This window comes from Acinetobacter sp. 8I-beige (assembly GCF_902505955.1).
Classification (GTDB): domain Bacteria; phylum Pseudomonadota; class Gammaproteobacteria; order Pseudomonadales; family Moraxellaceae; genus Acinetobacter; species Acinetobacter johnsonii.
Map to the genome: position 1 here is coordinate 1,115,731 of NZ_LR732790.1, position 20,482 is coordinate 1,136,212.

The 20,482-nt window shown below is 42.1% G+C and carries 17 protein-coding genes; 8 read left to right on the top strand and 9 right to left on the bottom strand.

Going from position 1 to position 20,482, the window contains the following annotated elements:
* Together eat and GVX98_RS05305 are read right to left on the bottom strand one after the other, a co-directional pair.
* Complete coding sequence (gene eat / locus GVX98_RS05300) at positions 1–1,446, bottom strand: ethanolamine permease (RefSeq protein ID WP_004984902.1); 1,446 nt, start codon at positions 1,444–1,446, stop codon at positions 1–3.
* Between the two features lie 293 nt (positions 1,447–1,739).
* A complete protein-coding gene (locus GVX98_RS05305; RefSeq protein ID WP_005401131.1) occupies positions 1,740–3,251 on the bottom strand; it encodes an aldehyde dehydrogenase family protein in 1,512 nt (503 codons plus the stop codon).
* Between the two features lie 198 nt (positions 3,252–3,449).
* On the opposite strand from GVX98_RS05305, the gene GVX98_RS05310 reads away from it, so the two are divergent.
* Positions 3,450–4,625 (top strand): transcriptional regulator, encoded by a 1,176-nt coding sequence (locus GVX98_RS05310; protein WP_005401132.1) that lies wholly within the window; start codon positions 3,450–3,452, stop codon positions 4,623–4,625.
* Positions 4,626–4,654: 29 nt separating this feature from the next.
* Here the strand turns inward: GVX98_RS05310 and GVX98_RS05315 are convergent, their stop codons facing one another.
* Together GVX98_RS05315 and GVX98_RS05320 are read right to left on the bottom strand one after the other, a co-directional pair.
* Complete coding sequence (locus tag GVX98_RS05315; RefSeq protein WP_159127455.1) at positions 4,655–5,626, bottom strand: alpha/beta hydrolase; 972 nt, start codon at positions 5,624–5,626, stop codon at positions 4,655–4,657.
* A gap of 192 nt (positions 5,627–5,818) precedes the next feature.
* Positions 5,819–7,030 (bottom strand): iron-containing alcohol dehydrogenase, encoded by a 1,212-nt coding sequence (locus tag GVX98_RS05320; RefSeq protein WP_159127456.1) that lies wholly within the window; start codon positions 7,028–7,030, stop codon positions 5,819–5,821.
* 239 nt (positions 7,031–7,269) lie between these two features.
* Between GVX98_RS05320 and GVX98_RS05325 the strand changes: the two genes are divergently transcribed.
* The 3 genes from GVX98_RS05325 (at position 7,270) to GVX98_RS05335 (ending at position 12,163) form a co-directional block, all read left to right on the top strand.
* Complete coding sequence (locus GVX98_RS05325) at positions 7,270–9,234, top strand: hypothetical protein (protein ID WP_159127457.1); 1,965 nt, start codon at positions 7,270–7,272, stop codon at positions 9,232–9,234.
* Positions 9,235–9,362: 128 nt separating this feature from the next.
* The gene (locus tag GVX98_RS05330; RefSeq protein ID WP_010326869.1) at positions 9,363–11,078 is read left to right on the top strand and encodes an AAA family ATPase; all 1,716 of its coding nucleotides are present in this window, start codon (positions 9,363–9,365) and stop codon (positions 11,076–11,078) included.
* A 101-nt stretch (positions 11,079–11,179) separates the two neighbouring features.
* Complete coding sequence (locus tag GVX98_RS05335) at positions 11,180–12,163, top strand: ion transporter (RefSeq protein WP_159127458.1); 984 nt, start codon at positions 11,180–11,182, stop codon at positions 12,161–12,163.
* An 86-nt stretch (positions 12,164–12,249) separates the two neighbouring features.
* On the opposite strand, the gene GVX98_RS05340 is transcribed toward GVX98_RS05335, so the two are convergent.
* Complete coding sequence (locus tag GVX98_RS05340) at positions 12,250–13,470, bottom strand: MFS transporter (protein ID WP_159127459.1); 1,221 nt, start codon at positions 13,468–13,470, stop codon at positions 12,250–12,252.
* 247 nt (positions 13,471–13,717) lie between these two features.
* Positions 13,718–14,176 (bottom strand): DUF441 domain-containing protein, encoded by a 459-nt coding sequence (locus tag GVX98_RS05345; RefSeq protein WP_004696797.1) that lies wholly within the window; start codon positions 14,174–14,176, stop codon positions 13,718–13,720.
* 136 nt (positions 14,177–14,312) lie between these two features.
* Between GVX98_RS05345 and GVX98_RS05350 the strand changes: the two genes are divergently transcribed.
* Positions 14,313–15,050, top strand: a complete 738-nt coding sequence (locus GVX98_RS05350) for a pseudouridine synthase (RefSeq protein ID WP_159127460.1) — start codon at positions 14,313–14,315, stop codon at positions 15,048–15,050.
* A 10-nt stretch (positions 15,051–15,060) separates the two neighbouring features.
* On the opposite strand, the gene GVX98_RS05355 is transcribed toward GVX98_RS05350, so the two are convergent.
* The 3 genes from GVX98_RS05355 to GVX98_RS05365 form a co-directional block, all read right to left on the bottom strand.
* Positions 15,061–15,501: an N-acetyltransferase gene (locus GVX98_RS05355; protein WP_126036826.1), complete on the bottom strand. Its 441-nt coding sequence runs from the start codon at positions 15,499–15,501 to the stop codon at positions 15,061–15,063.
* 93 nt (positions 15,502–15,594) lie between these two features.
* Positions 15,595–15,930 (bottom strand): type II toxin-antitoxin system RelB/DinJ family antitoxin, encoded by a 336-nt coding sequence (locus GVX98_RS05360; protein ID WP_159127461.1) that lies wholly within the window; start codon positions 15,928–15,930, stop codon positions 15,595–15,597.
* 112 nt (positions 15,931–16,042) lie between these two features.
* Complete coding sequence (locus tag GVX98_RS05365; protein WP_159127462.1) at positions 16,043–16,957, bottom strand: pseudouridine synthase; 915 nt, start codon at positions 16,955–16,957, stop codon at positions 16,043–16,045.
* 121 nt (positions 16,958–17,078) lie between these two features.
* On the opposite strand from GVX98_RS05365, the gene tsaE reads away from it, so the two are divergent.
* The 3 genes from tsaE to miaA are packed head-to-tail and all read left to right on the top strand — an operon-like array spanning position 17,079 to position 20,439.
* Complete coding sequence (tsaE, locus tag GVX98_RS05370) at positions 17,079–17,555, top strand: tRNA (adenosine(37)-N6)-threonylcarbamoyltransferase complex ATPase subunit type 1 TsaE (RefSeq protein WP_058951858.1); 477 nt, start codon at positions 17,079–17,081, stop codon at positions 17,553–17,555.
* Complete coding sequence (gene mutL, locus GVX98_RS05375) at positions 17,548–19,488, top strand: DNA mismatch repair endonuclease MutL (protein WP_159127463.1); 1,941 nt, start codon at positions 17,548–17,550, stop codon at positions 19,486–19,488. Before tsaE ends, mutL begins: the two co-directional genes overlap by 8 nt.
* A 6-nt stretch (positions 19,489–19,494) precedes the next feature.
* Complete coding sequence (gene miaA, locus GVX98_RS05380) at positions 19,495–20,439, top strand: tRNA (adenosine(37)-N6)-dimethylallyltransferase MiaA (protein WP_159127464.1); 945 nt, start codon at positions 19,495–19,497, stop codon at positions 20,437–20,439.
* Positions 20,440–20,482: the final 43 nt, after the last annotated feature.

Sequence of the window (20,482 nt, forward strand, 5' to 3'; positions counted from 1 at the left end):
CTATAAGTCTTGTTCTGCCTTACGAATACTTTCAAACTCTTCTTCAGGTGTACCTTGAACGAGTCGATGGCGACTATGGAAAATAAAGTAGGCAATAAAGACCGCATAAATAGCGGCAGCCATAAACCAAACTTTAGGATCCACCACAAAACCAGCAATCACCGCAATACTGGCTAAAACCAAAGCAATCGATGAGGTGAGAATCCCACCTGGAGTTTTATAGGGACGATGCAACTCTGGACGGCTGATGCGCAGTTTAATGTGAGAAAGCATCATCAAGACATAAGAAATGGTCGCACCAAATACCGCCATCAGGATGAGCAGATCACCTTCACCTGTCAGCGACAATAAAAAACCAATGATGCCGGGAATAATAATTGCTAAATAGGGCGCTTTGTTTTTATTGGTCAGTGATAATGAAGTTGGTAAATAACCCGCACGTGATAAGGCGAAAATTTGACGTGAATAGGCATAAATGATGGAGAAGAAACTCGCAATTAAACCTGCTAGACCGACAAAATTGACAAAACTGCCTAACCAGCTGTTTTGACCATAGACTGCTACCAGTGCATCAACTAAGGGTGCGCCTGATTCTTTAAGTTGTTCTGCGCCAGCGGCACCAGCACCTAAGAACAGAATAAGTAGGGCAAAAGCGGCCAAAATCAGCATCGAACCAATCAAACCACGTGGTAAGGACTTAGATGGATCTTTGGCTTCCTCTGCTGCCAGTGGAACACCTTCCACCGCTAAAAAGAACCAAATGGCATAGGGCACCGCCGCCCAAATTCCGATATAACCCATCGGTAGGAAGCTACTTGCACCGATATTTTCAGTCGGTGTAATGTTAAATAAGTTGGCGCTGTTAAAATGTGGTGCCATTGCGATGATAAAGACAAAAAGAGCTACGGCTGCAATGGCGGTAATTACAAACATGATCTTGAGGGCTTCACCTGCACCTTTGAGATGAATACCCATAAAAACCAGATAGCAGATGAGATAAATGATCCATCCACCGACACCAAATAAGGACTCGCAGTAGGCACCAATAAAGCATGCGATAGCCGCAGGGGCGATGGCATATTCAATTAAAATCGCCGTGCCTGTGAGATAGCCGCCAAATGGACCAAATGCGGTACGCGCAAAGCTATAGCCGCCTCCCGCAGTGGGCAGCATGGTGGCCATTTCAGACATCGACAGGCACATGCATAAGTACATGATGGCTACGACAACCGTTGCGATAAACATACCGCCCCAGCCACCTTGAGCAAGACCGAAGTTCCAGCCAGCAAAGTCGCCTGAAATGACATAAGCCACGCCTAAACCAACTAATAATAGCCAGCCTACAGCACCTTGTTTCAGTTGCCTTTTTTCAAAATAGTCGTCAGATGTGCTTACAGTTGAAGTAGAGAGTGGAGTCGTTGAGCTGTTAATGGGAGAATCGGTCATGTGAAGCTCCATATCTTGAGTTTTTATAGATGGCTTGATGGATGCAATATTTATGCAATTTCAGTACCAAGCGACTAGACGTCCTGTCTAATGTTTATATGACACAGTTTTGAATTATTGTTTTGATGGTTGATGGTTGATGGTTGATGGTTGATGGTTGATGGTTGATGGTTGATGGTTGATGGTTGATGGTTGATGGTTGATGGTTGATGGTTGATGGTTGATGGTGAGAGTGTTCAGGGTAACGAATCACCCTAAACACATAGAAAACAGAATACGAATAAGCTAAGAGCTTAGAAGAAGCCCATAGGCTTAGTTGCATAGCTCACAAGTAGGTTTTTAGTTTGTTGGTAATGATCAAGCATCATTTTATGGTTTTCACGACCAATCCCTGACTTTTTATAACCACCGAAAGCGGCATGTGCAGGGTAGATGTGGTAACAGTTGGTCCAAACTCGACCCGCTTGAATTGCACGACCTGCACGGTAAGACGTATGTGCTGAACGTGACCATACACCAGCGCCTAAACCATAAATAGTGTCGTTGGCAATTTTAATTGCATCGTCAAAGTCTTTGAATGTTGCCACTGAAAGCACAGGCCCAAAAATTTCTTCTTGGAAAATTTTCATGTCATTGGTGCCTTTGAAGATGGTTGGTTCAATATAGAAACCAGAACCTACTTCATTACGCTCACTACCACCTGTCAGTACTTGTGCACCTTCACCGCGACCTGTTGCGATACAACCCAAGATTTTCTCTTGCTGTTCAAGTGAAGCTTGCGCACCAATCATCGTTTCTGTATCGAGTGGGTGACCCGTTTTAATGCGTTTCACACGTTCAACTGCCATTTCAAGGAATTTATCCGCAATACTTTCTTGAACTAAAGCGCGTGATGGACACGTACAGATTTCACCTTGGTTAAGCGCAAACATGGCAAAACCTTCAAGGGCTTTGTCTAAGAACTCATCGTCTTGATCCATAATGTCTTCAAAGAAGATGTTTGGAGACTTACCACCTAATTCCAAAGTTACAGGAATCACGTTTTCAGTGGCATATTGCATGATCATTTGACCCACAGCTGTTGAGCCAGTGAATGCAATTTTAGCAATACGTGGATTGGTTGCGAGTGGACGACCCACTTCAACACCATAACCGTTGACGATGTTTAAAATACCAGGTGGGAGTAAGTCTTGAATGAGTTCAATTAAAACCAAAATACTCGCAGGCGTCTGTTCAGCAGGTTTTAAAACAATACAGTTACCCGCAGCAAGTGCAGGAGCAATTTTCCATGTCGCCATCAAAATTGGGAAGTTCCATGGAATGATTTGCCCTACCACACCCAATGGTTCGTGGAAGTGATAGGCAATGGTATCTTCATCAATTTCAGAAATGCCACCTTCTTGTGCACGGATACAACCTGCGAAATAGCGGAAATGGTCAATGGCTAAAGGAATGTCCGCTGCGAGCGTTTCACGAATCGGTTTACCGTTGTCCCATGTTTCAGCCACAGCCAATTTTTCTAGATTTTGTTCTAGACGATCTGCAATTTTAAGGAGTAAATTTGAACGTGTAGTAGGAGAAGATTTGTTCCATTGTTCTTTGGCTTTATGCGCAGCATCAAGTGCAAGTTCGATGTCTTCGACAGATGAGCGAGGGACTTTTGTAAAAACTTTACCGTCGACAGGAGATATATTTTCAAAGTATTCACCTTTTACTGGAGCAACCCACTCGCCACCAATAAAGTTGTCATACTGTGCTTTAAATTCTACTTTAGAACCAGATTGGTTAGGGTCTACATAGCGCATATTGAAGTTCCTTTGCTTATTGATTTTTTAAAAGCATCTACAGCTTTGGTATAAGGTACATCTGTACAATATTTAAGTAGCATAACTAATATAAGGTTGGAAAAAGGTTGGAAGGAAGGAGGTTTACAAGCCTTTGACAAATGTTTACAACCAAGTAATACAGTGGACGTATATCAGGAATTGTTTTGAGAATAAGGAATGATGGCAATGCAACATTTAATACAGAAAAGACAAGAAATAGAAAAGCTTAGAACCAGTAGTAGTATTTCGACGGTACAAGCTGAACAACTGGGAAAAAGTATTGCAAGTTCATGGCAGCGCTCTAACTCCGCAGAAATTCCAAAAGATCGCTTTGCTGCACCCATTTCGGAAGGTTCTATGTCACAAGGTTCAGCGCTACAGCATGCTTTGAGTTATTGTGCAGATGAACTGAGACACATTGCACAGCAGTCTTCGATGGTGGTCGCTGTAGGTGATATTGGTAGTACCATTATTTGGAGTGCGTCCAGTAGACAAATGCGTAATGCGGCAGAAAGTGTACATTTTGTTGAAGGCGGGCAGTGGCGAGAGGAATTGGTGGGGACCAATGCATTGGCCTTATCCTTAAAAACGCAACAGTCCAGTTGTGTCTTTTCAAATGAACATTACATGAGCTCCATTCATGATTGGGTTTGTTATGCGGCGCCGATCATCGACCCTTACTCAAAACACGTCCTTGGGGTGATTGATTTATCCACCACATGGAAAAATCATAATAGCCTTGGTCTACTCGCAGCAGAGCGCTGTGCATCTATCATCCAAACGGCACTCTTAGAATATCAGCGTCAACAGTTATATATCCGTGCTTTTGGTGTGCCACAAGTACATTTTAATGGCAAAGTGATGGTACTCACACCGCGACAAATTGAAATTTTGACCATCTTGGCACTGTGCCCACAGGGCATGACTTTAGATACTTTGCATCAGGCTTTATATGGCGAGCGCAAGGTGAGTGTGGGAACACTTAAGGCCGAAATGTCGCAACTGCGTGACTTGCTTGGTGGTATGTTGGGATCTCGTCCCTATCGGATCTTGGCGCATATCGAGGCCGATTTTTTACAAGCCGAGCAGGCTTTAGATGCTGCGTATATCGAGACCGCATTGAAGCTGTGTTCAGGTGTTTTATTACCTAAAACGGAAAGTCCATTTCTATGTGCATGGCGCGATTGTTTGGAGTCACGTTTAAGCAGTGCGATTTTTAAAGCCAATGAAACCGATATGTTGTTTAAACATGTTGCACGTTACCCAGAGGCGATTGATGCCGTTGAGCGACTCATTGAGCTGACACCGAATGGACATCCTGCGCATCAGCTACTCGAGAAATATAAAATTTAAGAATTCTTAATTGCATTGGAAAGGTATATTTACACTATTTTTTGCTCGAGCCATTGGAACAGCTCAGCATAAACTTCAGCACGAACTTCAGGTGCAGAGAGGACTAAGTCGTGTAAGCCATTGTGAATGGTCACGACACTGACGTCACCTTGTAAATTTTTAGCCTGCTTTTCAATGTCTTTAACATCTAAAATCACATCACTGGTTTGAGCGGCTGCGCCCCATTTCTTCGGGTTGAGCGTTTGATGTGAATGCATAATGAGTGCAGGAACAGAGAGCTTTAAACCACCGCGATGAATTTCTTTCTGTGCTTCATGGATTGCACGTACAAAGCTGATCCGAACCATAGAATAGCTTGGTTGTTTCCACTCCAAATCAAAGTTCCATTCACCATGCTCGTTTTGATGTAGGCTCGGTACATACCATTTATTCAGTTCACTTGGAAACTTGAGGTCAGGAAAATGCTTTGCGAGTCGACTGAGCTGCGGCACGCCAAGTTTGCGCTTAATGGGATGCATATTAAAATCATAAAAAGGGCTATTGGCCCAAAGTGCTTTGATTAGCGGATGCTTCGGATTGTGTGCAGCGTATAAAGTCGTGATTAAGCCACCCGTAGAGTGCCCTGCAAGCAGCACCGCAGTATGGCCTTCATTGCCAATGATCTCTAAGGCTTGGGTAATTTCAGCATCGTATTCGCTGAGATCATGGACGTTGTAGTATTTTTGATGGCTCAAGTGAGAACGACCATATTTTCTTAAATCGAGCGCATAAAAATCATAACCATGCTGATTAAATTGTTCAGCCATTTCGGTTTGGAAAAAGTAGTCAATAAAGCCATGGATATACAGCACAGCTTTTTGAGTATTTTGCGGTGCTTTTTTGCGTACGAGGGTTGCGCATACAGCACCTTCATAATCGTCTGGAAAACTGAGTTTTAATTGTTCATAGCCTTCGCCGAGGACATCAGGTGTATACGCAGGATGAGTTTGATTTGCTGACATAATTTGCTCTGGTTGTTATTGTCATGAGTTTTCTTATCCTTGATGAAGTGCAAAACTTTGTCAACCACAAATAAAAAAAGACAATTTAAGTGCACAGGTAAGCAAGGATTAGGCTTACCTGAATGAAACAGTATGGACGTCTGTTTCATTCCACTTAAATTGTCAAAGCAAACTAAAAGTTAAGGAGAGAACTTAGACCGCTGCTTTAAAATCGACCACTGAAGCACCAGATTTGAGTGCAGCTTTGAAGATGTCGACCACTTGAGCATGGTTTGCTTTACGTGGATTCGTCAGCATGCAGGCATCTTTTTGCGCATTTTCAGACATAACACCCAAATCTTGCTCTTTCACACCCAGTTCAGATAAGCTCGATGGAATACCAATCGATGCAGATAGTTCAAGAATTGCGTCAATGGCAGCATACCCAGCTTCAGTCACAGTTAAGCCTGTGGTGTTAACTCCCATCAGTTCTGCAATACGTGCATAACGGTCAGGGCAGGCAATTAAGTTGAATTCACAGACGTGTGGAAGTAAGACTGCATTACATACGCCGTGAGGTAGGTTATAGAAGCCACCCAGTTGGTGCGCCATGGCATGGACATAACCTAGAGATGCATTGTTAAATGCCATACCTGCTAAATATTGTGCATAACTCATTGCATCACGTGCTTCTAAGTTTTCACCGTTCGCAACTGCTGGACTTAACCATTCGCTAATCATCGAAATGGCTTTTTCAGCACAGGCATCCGTGATTGGGTTTGCGGCTGTTGAAACATAGGCTTCTACTGCATGGGTTAATGCATCCATACCCGTTGCTGCCGTTAAACTTGCAGGTTTTGCAATCATCAGTTTAGGGTCATCAATTGCAATTAGTGGAGTGCAGCGCCAGTCCACAATTGCCATTTTTACATGGGTATCTGTATTGGTAATAATACAGAAGCGTGTCATTTCTGATGCTGTACCTGCCGTGGTGTTTATTGCAATAAGAGGGGTCATTGGAACCGTACTTTTATCGATCCCTTCGTAGTCACGAATATGACCACCACCCGCAGTCACGAGTCCAATACCTTTAGCGCAGTCATGGGAAGAACCACCACCTAAGGACACAATAAAGTCACAACCTTGTTCGTTATACGCAGTCACGCCGTTGTGGACATTGATGTCAGTTGGGTTCGGTTCTGCACCTGGGAAGATGTGGCTATCAACACCTGCATCTTTGAGATATCCCGCAATGGTGTCGGCTACGCCAAATTTAAATAAACCTGCGTCGGTTACAATCAGTGCTTTCTTTGCACCGAGGTTTTGTGCTTTACCACCAATTTCTTTGGCACAGCCTGGGCCAAAAAGTGAAACACAAGGGATATAAAAACCGTTGGTTTGATCTGCAATATTTTTAAAAGCCATGGTGCGATTCCTTCTACCATTATTTATGTTGTTATCGGTGCTCATTACCGTTTTTAGAGTATCGAATGATTCAAAAAACTTGTGTACCTACCAAATACCTACCCTAAGTAAGGGAATGAGGAGAAATGGCTTCAACGAACAAAATGGCTATCGATAAAAGGCATAGCCTGTGGTTCAGGATTTGTTTATATTGGTTTTGAAGTTGTGGTGAAAATAGCCAAATTCAAAGAGGAAAAGCCGTGGAGAAAAACGATAAGCTTAAGCAATATCAAAGTTTTGCTATACAGTTAAGACAAGTTGTTCCGAGTATTCAGCAGCTTTATCACGAGCAGGCCGCTTTTCTTTCCACACTCAATGTGCAAAACGTTTTAAGTGTCGACGTAAAACAACAGCGGATTCAAATTTTAAATCATTGTTTTCATATTCAGTTTTATACACCGACGGAACAGGCGGAGCTGTGTGTTCCACAGTTTATCTATCAAGGGCACTATGCGGAAGCACTCGAAGAGTTTTGTTTACACGACATTGTGTTTTTAGTGGGTGATCAGTCCCCACAACATTCTTTGTATTTGCGCAATAAAGTTAAACAGCTGCGTCAGCTAATTCTTCAACAAGTGTTTGTTTTGTTCGATGGACCGAGTCGCGTGCAAACAATTTTGACTGAAATACGGGAAACGCAATCAGAACTCTTTCAACAGTTATGCCAGCAAGTTGAATTCAATACAGCTGATCCAGCTTCTGAGCGAAGTTTGCTGGCCGAGTTGCAGCGCTTATGTAAATTAGATGCAGATCAGGCGGAAGATATTTTACCCTTACAGTCTTTGATGAATAGTTATGATGAGCTGTGTTGCAGTGCCAATCAATTCTTAGAACCACATGTTTATCGCATTATACAAACGGCATTTCCTGAACGGTTTTCTTTACAAGAGTTGATGGATCATACGCACGACATTCACTTGTTATATCCGCATGCTATAGAGCAGCCCCATATGCTTGGCTTTGTGCGGCTTATGCATCGGGATCTTTGGACATCGCGTGATTTGTTGTCAAAGCAGCATTTTTTAAAAACTGAGACCAAGACATGGCAAAAGAAGGTCGCAAAACTCCCGATTTTTGATGAAAGCCGTACCGTAAATTGGTTATTCAAACAAAAAGCGGTGGTGACAGACTGGGTTAGTCAAAATATTCAGCACAGTAGTATTCGCGTTGCCGTAACGGCTTTGAGTTATCTCGATACACAGTCTTATCATCCCGAAATTATTGTGACTACCTTAAAGTACTTCCAACATGTGGCGGCGCGCTTATTTATACAAAGTTCCTATGAACATGCCTTACAACAGCACTGGTTTGAGCTGGAGGCCAACCAGCATGTGGTCTTAAAAAATAGACGCCAAGATATGGATGATCAGCGGATAGCAATCAGCCCGTCTATTTTGTATTTAGATGAATGGCTCGAACTGCTGCACCGTGTGGTCGAACAACAACCTGAATGGGGGAAACGGGTCTACACAAAATTGAGTCGTGTAATGCAGGCCTATATTCAGCATCTAGATAAAATTGCGCAGGAACTTCCTGAAGACTTAGTGATTTATTTTAGCGAAGACAAGCAACAACACCGTGATTTTTATCTTCAGTTAAAGCAACATAAACTGCATATTGAAAGCTTTCGACAGTTGTTTTATTTAAATCGGCCGCCTTTACGAATTTCGGTGTTTGATGCTTATGTGCGCGATTATTTGCCTGAACATTTTGAGACACAAAAGGAGGTTTTAAAAAACGTTACATGGAAGAGCCTATTTCATCAGGCTGTGCAGTGGCATGATCAATTGCATAGCCAAGAGTTGCTCGCTGAACTGAAACGAAAGCTTGGTTATGTCTCATGGCAACCGATCAGTCATGAAGCTTATTATTTTATCGAGAGTTGGGTGCTTGAGGAGCTCAAAGATATTGATCGCATCATTGCAGAGTCACGTCGCTTTCAACATTGTTTAGCAGCCAGTTTTGCTGAGCGAATTATTGTGCGCGAATATGCTGCATTTCATATGAGTCATACCGATTCACAGCGGCACTTGACGCTCGGTTGTCATTATATTGCAGGGCAACTGTTATTTGATCAGCTTGAATATCCAAACAACCAAAAAGCGCTACCCAATGATGTTGTCGTCGCTGAACAATTCATTGCCATGCTGAACCAAACCCAATAACCAAGCTCTTAAAATTTAAACAACAATGGACCTAATTTGTCGCACATCATTTACTGTGTGACGAGATCTGCTTAACTTTTTTGCAAAAACTCGGTAGGCTATAGCCGTTCATCAATGGTATAGGTCTTATGAAGCAAGAAACTGCACTCAAACTCTTAAAAGCGGGCGAAAATGTCTTTTTAACCGGTTCCGCTGGTGCAGGAAAAACCTATACGCTGAACCAATACATTAACTATTTAAAAGCCCGTAAAGTGCCTGTGGCGATTACTGCTTCCACAGGTATTGCCGCGACGCATATGAATGGCATGACCATTCATACTTGGGCCGGCATTGGAATTAAGGATGCGTTGGGGGAAGATGAACTCAAACGCATGAAAGAACGTAAATACTTAAAAGAGCATTTAGAAAATGCCCAAGTCTTAATCATCGATGAAATTTCGATGTTGCATGCTAAGCAACTCAATTTGGTCAATAAAGTCCTTAAGTTCTTTAAAGAAAGTGAAGAGCCATTTGGCGGAATTCAAGTGATCGTCGCGGGTGACTTCTTCCAGTTGCCGCCAGTCGGTAAAAATGAAGAACGCAATCGCGATAAATTCTGTTTTATGTCTGATGCTTGGGTGGAAGCCAAGTTTCGTGTGTGCTATTTGACCGAGCAGCACCGTCAGGGCAATGATTATCTCAATGATATTCTAAATGCCATTCGCAGTCAGAGTATTAACTCTCAGCACTTGCAGGCTTTACAAGCTACACGTCAGCAAGATATTGGGGAAATTTTTACACGTTTATATACGCATAATATGGACGTGGACACCATCAACTTCAAACATTTGAATGAAATTGAAAATGAAGGCCGACAGTTTGAAGCGGTGTGTGATGGCAATGACAAGCTTATTGAAACCTTAAAGTCTTCTGTGCGCGCACCTGAAAACCTAACCCTCAAAAAAAATGCCAAAGTGATGTTTGTAAAGAACAACTTCGATGTGGGCTATATCAACGGTAGCTTAGGCGAAGTAGTGGGCTTTGAAGAAGATGATGACTTTGGGATATTGCCTAAAGTCAAACTGACTGATGGCACGGTACTGGTGGTTGAGCCTGAAACATGGTCAGTGGACAATGATGCAGGCAAAACCATTGCCAGTTTTCAGCAAATTCCATTGCGTTTGGCATGGGCCATCACCATTCATAAGTCACAAGGGATGACTTTGGCGGCAGCGGAAATTAATCTTAGTCATACTTTTGAAAAAGGACAGGGCTATGTGGCTTTGTCTCGCTTAAAGACTTTGGAAGGTTTAAGGTTGTTAGGTTTTAATGAACAAGCGTTGGAGTTAGATAGTCTTGCCATTAAAGCAGACCGCCGCTTCCAAGAACTCTCCGATGAAGCCGAAACACATTTCGAGGCCATTGATCTTGAACCACAACACAAGGCCTTTATTCGTCACTGTGGCGGAACGCTCAATGAAATTGAGATTGAGCGTAATGAAAAGAAAATTGCCCGTAATGCAGGCAAAGCCAACTATGCTTCTGCAACACTCGATGAAACACGTGAATTGTTTGAAGGTGGTTATGAAATTGCAGATATCGCACAAGAGCGCGGTTTGACAGCTGCAACCATTATCAACCATTTAGCAAAGTTGCATAAAGAGCAAGGTCTGGATATTTCCGTGGCACATCCTGGGGAAGAAGTGGTGGAGCAAGTGCGGAAAATTTATAAACGCTTAATGAAGCGTCAGCAAACAGAACATTTTAGTGAAGATGGTGCGATTAAGCTTCGTCCAATTGTGGAACTGACTAATCCACGTATGGGCTATGACCAAGTTCGCTTAGCGCTGTTATATATTGAATAACATCTTAAAACTAAGACATTTCGTGCAGAAATTTCTTACTTACATTGCTCAGAACTTCAGTTAAACTGAATTTTAAGGGATAAGAATAACTTAGAATCGTAATGAAATTGACAGCTTGGTACACGCTACGCAAATTTGTTTATAACAATTTGCATAATGAGGATTATGAGACACCCTTAAGTCGAGGGTTGAACTATTTTCTCATCGCACTGATTATGAGTAATGCTGCTGCGGTCTTGCTGGAGTCGGTGCAAAAGTACTATGTGTTGTATCAACACTTTTTCTATTATTTTGAAATCTTTTCTATTGTCGTTTTTAGCGTCGAATATCTCTTACGTTTTTGGTCAATTGCTGAATCTAATAGTTTTGAGTCGGATTGGAAAAACCGTCTAAATTGGGTCAAAAGTGGTGGGGCGATTATCGATCTTTTGGCTATTCTACCTGCCTATTTAAACTTCTTTGTTCAGTTTGACTTACGATTCTTAAGAATTGTTCGTCTGCTCCGACTGCTCAAGTTAACCCGCTACTTTGTTTCTCTACAAATTTTATTACGAGTCATCGAGCGCGAAAAAGGCTCATTTCAAGCAGTTATTTTCATCTTAATGATTATGATCATTATGGCGGCTGCAGGGGTGTATTTGATTGAAAGTCAGGCACAGCCTGAAGTTTTTAGCTCTATTCCAGCTTCAATGTGGTGGGCCGTGGTTACACTGACGACCGTGGGTTATGGCGATGTGACACCTATTACGCCGTTAGGACGCTTTCTTGGTGCGATTATTACCATTTTAGGGGTAGGTTTAGCGGCATTGCCTGCGGGTATTTTGGCGAATGGTTTAGCCAATGAACTTGAGCAGCGTAAAGAAAAACTTGAACTCAGATTTCGAGAACTAATCCAAAATAGCGATATTGATTTTGTTTTAGAAACAGAAAAAATTGAAGAAGTTCGTAAAGAAGTTGGGCTGACCAAAGAGCAAACACACGATATTATTTTACAGCTCATTCGTGAACAAAAAGAAGAATCTTTAAGGCAAGAGCGTGAGCAATATGCCTATTGTCCACACTGTGGGAAGAAACTACCTGAATAAATCGGTGTAAAAAGGCATGTGAACAACGTTAAAATTGTACATTTATACACATGCCTTACTTTATCTGAATAGAGATCTAGATTGGTCTAACAAGTCTGATTTGCATCGCTTTTACATGCGGATATCGACTTTTTCTCATGCTGAAAAGCCACTAGCAAAATAATTAGCCCACCCAAACTTAGTAGAACCCCGACCCAGATTGGAGCTAGCCAACCTAAACCTTGGCTAATTAACCAGCCGCCCAGAAATGCACCAAAAGCATTGGCAATATTAAATGCAGAATGATTCAGCGAAGCGGCTAAGCCTTGTGCATTACCAGCGACATCCATTAAGCGGGTTTGTAGTAAAGGCCCCAAGCCTGCAATACTGAAGCTGACCAAGAAGAGTGCAATAAAAGCAGTGGCAAGGTGATCCATAGATAAAGCACAAAGTACATAAGAGCAGGCGTTGGAAACTAAGACCCAAATAATCGCCTTGTTTAAGTTTTTATCGGCAAAGTGTCCTGCGACAACACCACCAATGACCAACCCGAGGCCAATACACGCCAACGCAAACGGAATGACTTGAATGCTAGCATGCGTGTATTCAGTCAAAATAGGCGATACATAACTATATACAGAGAATAGTCCACCAAATCCAATTGCACCGACAGCAAGCGTGATCCACATTTGTGTATTTTTAAGTCCACGTAGTTCATTTTGAATACTGGCTGTGTGATCCAGCTGCATTTTAGGTAAGCCAAAACAAATTGCGACCACGGTCAAAAATGCGATAGATGCAGAAAATTCAAAACCTGCACACCAACCATACAGCTGGCCCAGCCATGTCGCAAAAGGCACACCAATCACGGTCGCGACATTCAGCCCCATCATGAGCATTGCAACAGCCGAAGCGCGCTTTTGCTTTCCTGCAAACTCTGCAACCACCAAAGCGGCAATACCAAAGTAAGCGCCGTGAGGGAAACCTGCAATAAAACGTGAGACCAACATGGACTCATAGCTGTTTGCGAGTGCTGTACTGGCATTGGCGATACCATAAAATAGCATGAGTCCAATTAAGAGCATTTTACGCGGAACCTTTGCGGCCAAAATGGCAATCACAGGTGCGCCAATAGTCACGCCTAAAGCGTAAGCACTAATAAAATGCCCTGTGACAGGAATACTGAGCTTGAAACTTTGTGAGATCTCTTGGATGAGTCCCATCGCAACGAACTCAGTAGTCCCAATACAAAAACCACCGAGTGCCAATGCCAAAATAATGACAGATAAGTGGCTTGTTGGAGAGATGCTATTTTCTTGAGAGGACATAAATAGAGGAGAAAATGAAAAGTATTATACGTTCTTTATCACATGAAAATTTGGTTGTTCAAAAAAGTTATAAGTAAACTAAGCAAGCATAATATTCATACGAACCTTGAAGATTCTACACGATGAATATTTATTCATAGTGCTACATTAAGTGATCATTCTATAAAAGAAACCAAATTAAAAGGCAGCAAATACAGATCAATCCAACCTAGCTTGAGAATTTGGATTTGTTTTTGTATTCGCTAGGCTAGGGCTGTCCTGTACCAATGATTAGGGTAAGTAAACCAGCCGCAATGAGTGGGCCGACTGGAACGCCACGTAGTAAAGCAACTCCTGCAACGGTTCCGACCAGCAAGCCTGCAACAACATCGGGTTGGTTTGACATCAGTTTCACACCACGGCCACCTAGCCATGCAACCAAAACACCAATGGCGATAGCAAGTAACGATTTAACACTTAAAAAAGATTTAAAAATACTTTCACCGCTAATTCTGCCACTTGCAATAGGTACCAAAACTGCAATGGTTAAAATGATGATACCGATATTTAATCCATGTTGTTGAATTAGTGGGAAGTATTCACTCAGTGGTGTCATCCGTAAAATAATGAGTACTGCAGCAGCAATGGTTACCGCAGAGTTGTGACTGAAAATACCACAAGCCAGCAGGATCAGGAGGACGATCAAGTTCAAATCTAAGTTCGGCATAGGGGGCGAGACTGGTCAAAAAAACATGTGCATTGTAACGTTTTTTTAGCCACTCTGCCGTATGATCCGAGTCCTTTGATTGATGTTCCTGTATTTCAGTATAAAATGAGCCTTTATTTAAAAATGTGGTGTGCTAATGCTGTTGGAAAAAATGTTGCAGTCGCAAGGATTTGGTTCGCGAAAGCATTGCCAACAGTTGATTAAAAATGCAGCCATTGAAATTGATGGGCAGATCATTACTGACCCTAAACATAAACTCAAATTGGATGCGCTGCACTACAAGGTACATGGGAAGAGCTTTGAATACCGTGAAAAAGTCTATATCGCCTTAAACAAGCCACAAGGCTATGAATGTTCACATCAGGCGACGCATCATTTTAGTGTTTTTGATTTGTTTGACGATGTGCTCTTGAATCGTGGTATTCAGTGTGTAGGTCGTCTAGATCAAGACACCACAGGTTTATTGTTACTCACCGATGATGGTCAGTTTTTACAAGCGCTGACACACCCTAAAAAGCATGTGGCAAAAGTGTATCGGATGAAAACGGCCGACTCTGTTACAGATGAACAAGTTCAACAGCTGGAGCAAGGGGTGGAGCTGCGAAATGAAAAAGGGAGTTTTGCTGCAACAGATGTAAAACGCTTAGCTGAATGTGAACTGCAAATGACCGTGCATCAAGGGGTGTATCATCAAGTGAAACGTATGCTTGCGGCAGTTGGAAATAAAGTTGAGAGCTTGCATCGTCAGCAAATTGGGGCGCTCGACTTAACGGGTATGCCAGATTTAGTCGAAGGGCATTGGATCTATTTAAATGCCGAACAAGTGGCTTTAGCCAAGACACGTAATGATCTTGAGAGTAAAGGTAGTCTTTAGACGCTGAATACTATAGAAAGCAATGATATGTCTTAAACTCATTATCCGCTACAAAGCCCATGGCTTCATATAAGCTGTGGGATTGATAATTATTCTTTTGAGTTTCAAGCGTAATACGAATGGCTTTTTCGTGTCGCGCAAACAAAATCGCGGTATCGATCAATTGTTTTGCTGAGCCATGGCGACGATGCGGTGGAGAAACATAAACATCATCTAAAATATAGTAAGTTGCGCAGGCCACAGAAGAAAAACCTAAATACAGCAACACAAAACCTGTAATCACATCATCTTTAATATGAATGAAGATTACGCTTTGTTCGTTTTCAAGGCGAAGTTTAAGGAACTTTTGAGAAAGGGCTAAGTTGGAAGATGCACCATAAAATTGGCGATATTCATCAAATAATACAGCAAGTTTTTCTAAGTCTTCTAAAGTGGCACGTCTAACGATCATGTATTACTCCATGCTGTATTTATAATGTTTACATGAAGCATACCTAAGTTTTGAAAGGGATATTTCTAAAATTTGTTTATAAATGCAACACTGTTAAGTTTTGTCACTTTCTCCTAAAATTGCAGCTAATTCCTCAAAAAGATCAATATGTTCATCGTCTGCAAATAAATCATTGGTTGCAGTTGAGTCTGCAGTAGTGATGTGTTCAACCGCTTTCTGTTCTTGCTTGAGCTTACGTAGTTTAATCAGCTGTTCAATATTGATGTTCTGGTTTTCAATCGAGAAAGGGATGGATTTGGTTAAAACCACTTGTTTGAAGAACAAACGAACGGCTTGCGCAGGCGTAATTCCCAGTTGTTTAAACACTGCAAAAGCTTGTTTCTTTTCTTGGGAATCGAGTCGAATTTGATAGACTTCTGTTTTTCTCATGATTTTTTAAATAATTTGAACGACTTAAGGGTAGAAGTTATTTTAATCAATTTCATTGTAATTTCAATATTCATACAATGGAATTTTAAATTATTTTGTAATGACAAGCAGATTACAATGTCAATTCAAGGTTAGAGCTAAACTGCATAAGCTGTTGAGTTATTGGGTCTTTAAATGAAAGATGCTTAGCTAAGAGTTGTAAAGGCTGGCTAAAATCATCGTCGGCTTTATGTACAACTTTAGGATAGAACGGATCATTTCTAATCGGGAGACCTAAGAAGTTGAGGTGTACACGGAGTTGATGTTGCTTCCCTGTCTTGGGTTTAAGCTCATATTTTGCCCCTGTTGCATCATGCTCTAAAAGCAAGATCTCGGTTTCACTGTTCGGTGCTTTGTATAGGACTTGCATGGTGTAGAACGGTTCACCTTTTTGCATATGCAGTTTTACTATGCGTGGAAAGTTGAGTTCGCGGTTAAACGGTGCAATCGCATGATAGGTTTTTTGAACCTGTCGATCTGCAAACATTTGCTGATACAGCCCTCGACTGTGAATACATTTGGAAAACATCACTAAGCCAGCGGTTTCACGGTCAAGGCGGTGGATGGGCGTTAAATGCTCAATGCCTGTTTGTTTTTTCAGCCGCACCAATAGGGTTTGTTGAACATATTGCCCCGTGGGACTGATGGTCAGAAAGTGCGGTTTATCCACCACTAATAAATGATCGTTTTCAAATAAAATCTCATGCTGAAATGGCACTTCAATTTCATGCGCTAAAAAGCGGTAATAAAACACATGCTGATTTTCAAGATATGCCGAATCTGTATGGAGTACATTACCTACAGCATCATAGACCAAGCCATCATGAAAACGTTGCTGCCACTCAGTTGCTTCAATATGCGGAAATTGGTCAGATAAATACGCCAATACGGTGTGTGGTGACGGCTTCAATTTAGGCAGGAACACTTTACTTGCGCTCACGCCATTGAGCATAGGAGGGCAAAATTCAGCAGGTTTTATGTTGAGCATGATGTGCAGGCAATATGTAATCGGTTGGCGCAGTTAAATACGAGATTTCAAGCTTGTGGCTTGGGCATTTTGTGAGTCCAGTGCTATCATAATTGTTCTTTTGTCACTTGTCGTGAGTATTATGCAGTATTCATTTAATTTAACGCTCAATAATGAACAAGATACCCAAAATTTAGCGCAAATTTTGGCACAGCATTTTACGACGGGTGTAGTGTATTTAATTGGCGATTTGGGGGCAGGTAAAACCACCTTAACGCGTCATTATTTACAGCATTTAGGTCATCAGGGTTCCGTAAAAAGTCCAACCTATACTTTGGTTGAGCCGTACCAAATTCAAGGGCGTGATATTTTCCATTTTGACTTGTATCGTTTAAACGATCCGTATGAGCTGGAGTTAATGGGTATCCGTGACTATTTGGAAACGCCCAATGCATTGTTTTTGTTTGAATGGCCGTCTAAAGGGGGCGATGAGATCCCTGAGGCGGACTTAATTATTGATATCCAAAAATCGGAAGATGAACTGACGCGGTCTGCTACCTTAAGTTTCCATTCAGTAGCATTATTACAAGCATTAGAGAGCCAATTAAACAATGCGTGATGATTTAAAGATACGTCGTATTCATACTTTGAATCCTGCTCTAGCCAACCAAATTGCAGCAGGTGAAGTCATTGAGCGTCCAGCGTCTGTGGTCAAAGAGTTACTTGAAAACTCGATTGACGCAGGTGCGACAGAGCTGATTATTCGGGTAGAGCAAGGCGGCAGTACTTTAATTGAAATCATGGACAATGGTCGAGGGATTCACGCTGAAGATCTCCCTTTGGCGGTGATGCGACATGCGACCAGTAAAATCCAAACCGCTGAAGATTTACATGCAATTGTCAGTTTAGGCTTTCGCGGAGAGGCATTGGCTTCTATTGCAGCGGTGTCGCGTTTAACCTTGACCAGTAGTCAAGCGGATGATGGAATTGGCTATCAAGTTGAAGTCAATGGAACTGCATTTGACCATCAAGAGATTCAGGCTATAGCTGCACCGAAAGGTACGCATATTCGGGTACAAGATTTATTTTTTAATGTGCCTGCACGTCGAAAATTCCTCAAAAAACCTGGCACAGAGTTTGGTCATATTGAGGAAATCGTCCGACGTTTAGCGCTGACGCATTTCGATATTCGTTTTGTGCTTGAACATAATCAAAGCATCAAATTGAACTTGCCGATTGCAGATAGTGGTGAGCTACGTTTTCAGCGCGTACAGCAGTTGCTAGGGCGCGCATTTACTGAAAATGCTTATTGGATGGATGCAGATAGCATCAACATGCGTTTAACAGGTTGGTTGGGACATCCCTCCGATGCGCGGGCTCAGGCTGACTTGCAGTATGTTTATGTGAATGGTCGAATTGTTAAAGATAAAACCATCTCTCATGCGCTGCGTATGGCTTATGATGGTATTTTGCATGGACATCAGCATGCGGGTTATTTGCTTTTTCTGGAAGTAGACCCTGAAAATATTGATGTCAATGTACATCCGACCAAACATGAAATTCGCTTTTTGAATCAACGTGAAGTACATGAATTTGTACGTCATTATGCCAAAGAGACTTTATCGCAGTTTCAAACGGCAACCGCAGATTTATCTGATGCCATGAAGATTGCAGAGAATCAAGCTTCGATGTCTGTGCAGCCTCGCTATCAAGAGCCTTTGCAGTTGCATCGTCGTGTTGAGCCTGAACAAGCCAGTGAGCAAGCCCCATCGGATGTGCTCACTGGCTTTAGTTCAAATCGACCACAAGGCGTCCATTATTCGGCGCAACCTTCACGCTATCAGGGCTCACAACAGCTCAATAATACCTTGCAAAGCTATTTAGCACCTCTGCGTGATACATCATCTGGTGTTGATCAAGCTCAGCCTTTGGCTGATTTTGCAGTGCAAAGCCCTAAAGTCGATGAACATCCGTTGGGAATTGCCATTGCACAATTGCATGGTATTTATGTGCTGGCTCAAAATACAGAAGGGCTGATTATTGTTGATATGCATGCAGCGCATGAGCGTATTCTGCTACAGCAAATGAAGTCAGCGTGGGATAAACCAGAGTTTTGGACTTCTCAGCAGTTACTTATTCCCAAAGTGATTAATATCACGCGAATGCAAGCGACACGCGTGGAAGAGCTCAAAGATCAATTGGCGCGCTTAGGTCTTGAAATTGATCAATATGGCGATGAACAAGTGATTGTTCGTGGTGTGCCTGCGATTTTACATAAAGCCAATTTTGAGGCGCTGGTACCTGAATTACTGAACGATTTGGATCCAAATGATGAAGCGCAGGGCTTACTGCAAAAGCGTGATCAAATTCTAGCGGGTATGGCCTGCCATGGTGCTGTTCGCGCCCATCGCATTTTGGGTCTTTCTGAAATGAATGCTTTGCTTCGTCAAATGGAACAAACTGAATTTGCCAGCCAATGTAACCATGGTCGCCCAACTTGGCGTGCGTTTCCATTGGCTCAACTAGATAAGCTTTTTGCTCGAGGAGAGTAGTTGTACATGTCAACTCAATTGCCGGTCATCAATTTAATGGGGCCAACTGCAAGTGGTAAAACTGCTTTGGCATGTCAGCTCTATGAGCGAGGAAATTTTGAACTGATATCTGTAGATTCAGCATTGGTCTTTAAAGATATGGATATTGGTACTGCAAAGCCGACCAAGGAAGAGCTGCTGCAATATCCACATCACCTTATCGATATTATTAGCCCATTAGAGGTATATTCGGCTGCAAACTTTGTTGAAGATGCATGTGGTCTAATTGATGATATGCATGCACGAGGTAAAACCCCGATTTTGGTGGGTGGAACTATGCTCTATTTCAAGGCACTTTTAGAAGGTCTTTCAAGCAATTTACCGAGCGCAGATTATGCTGTTCGTGCTGAAATAGAAGCTAAAGGTGAAAGTGAGGGTTGGTCTGCGGTCTATGCTGAATTATGTAGTGTGGATCCACTGGCGGGCGAAAAATTTAAAGTGAGTGATAAACAACGGATTATTCGGGCTTTAGAAGTTTACAAATTGACAGGGCAGCCCATTACTAAACTTCAAGCTGAACAACCTAAAAACGTGCCTTATCGCTATAATTTTCATAATTATGCTTTGATGCCAGACCGTGCCGAATTGCACCAAAGAATTGCACAACGCTTGAAAATTATGTGGGACATCGGATTTTTGAATGAAGTGGAAGCACTTATGAAAAAATACGATTTAGATGAAAATTTACCCTCTATGCGCTCAGTTGGGTATCGACAAGCACTCGAATTTTTACAGAAAGGAGATAAAACTGTCGAAAAACAACGTGAAATGGAGGATAAAGCACTTTTTGCGACACGACAACTTGCCAAACGTCAATACACTTGGTTAAGATCTTTGCAAGAGGCACATAAATTTACAACGTATTCTACTATCACGCAGGCACAAGAAGACTTGCGAAACTGCTACGGATAAAGCAAAATTTAGCTACTATCTTTTTTATAATTTTTAATTGAAA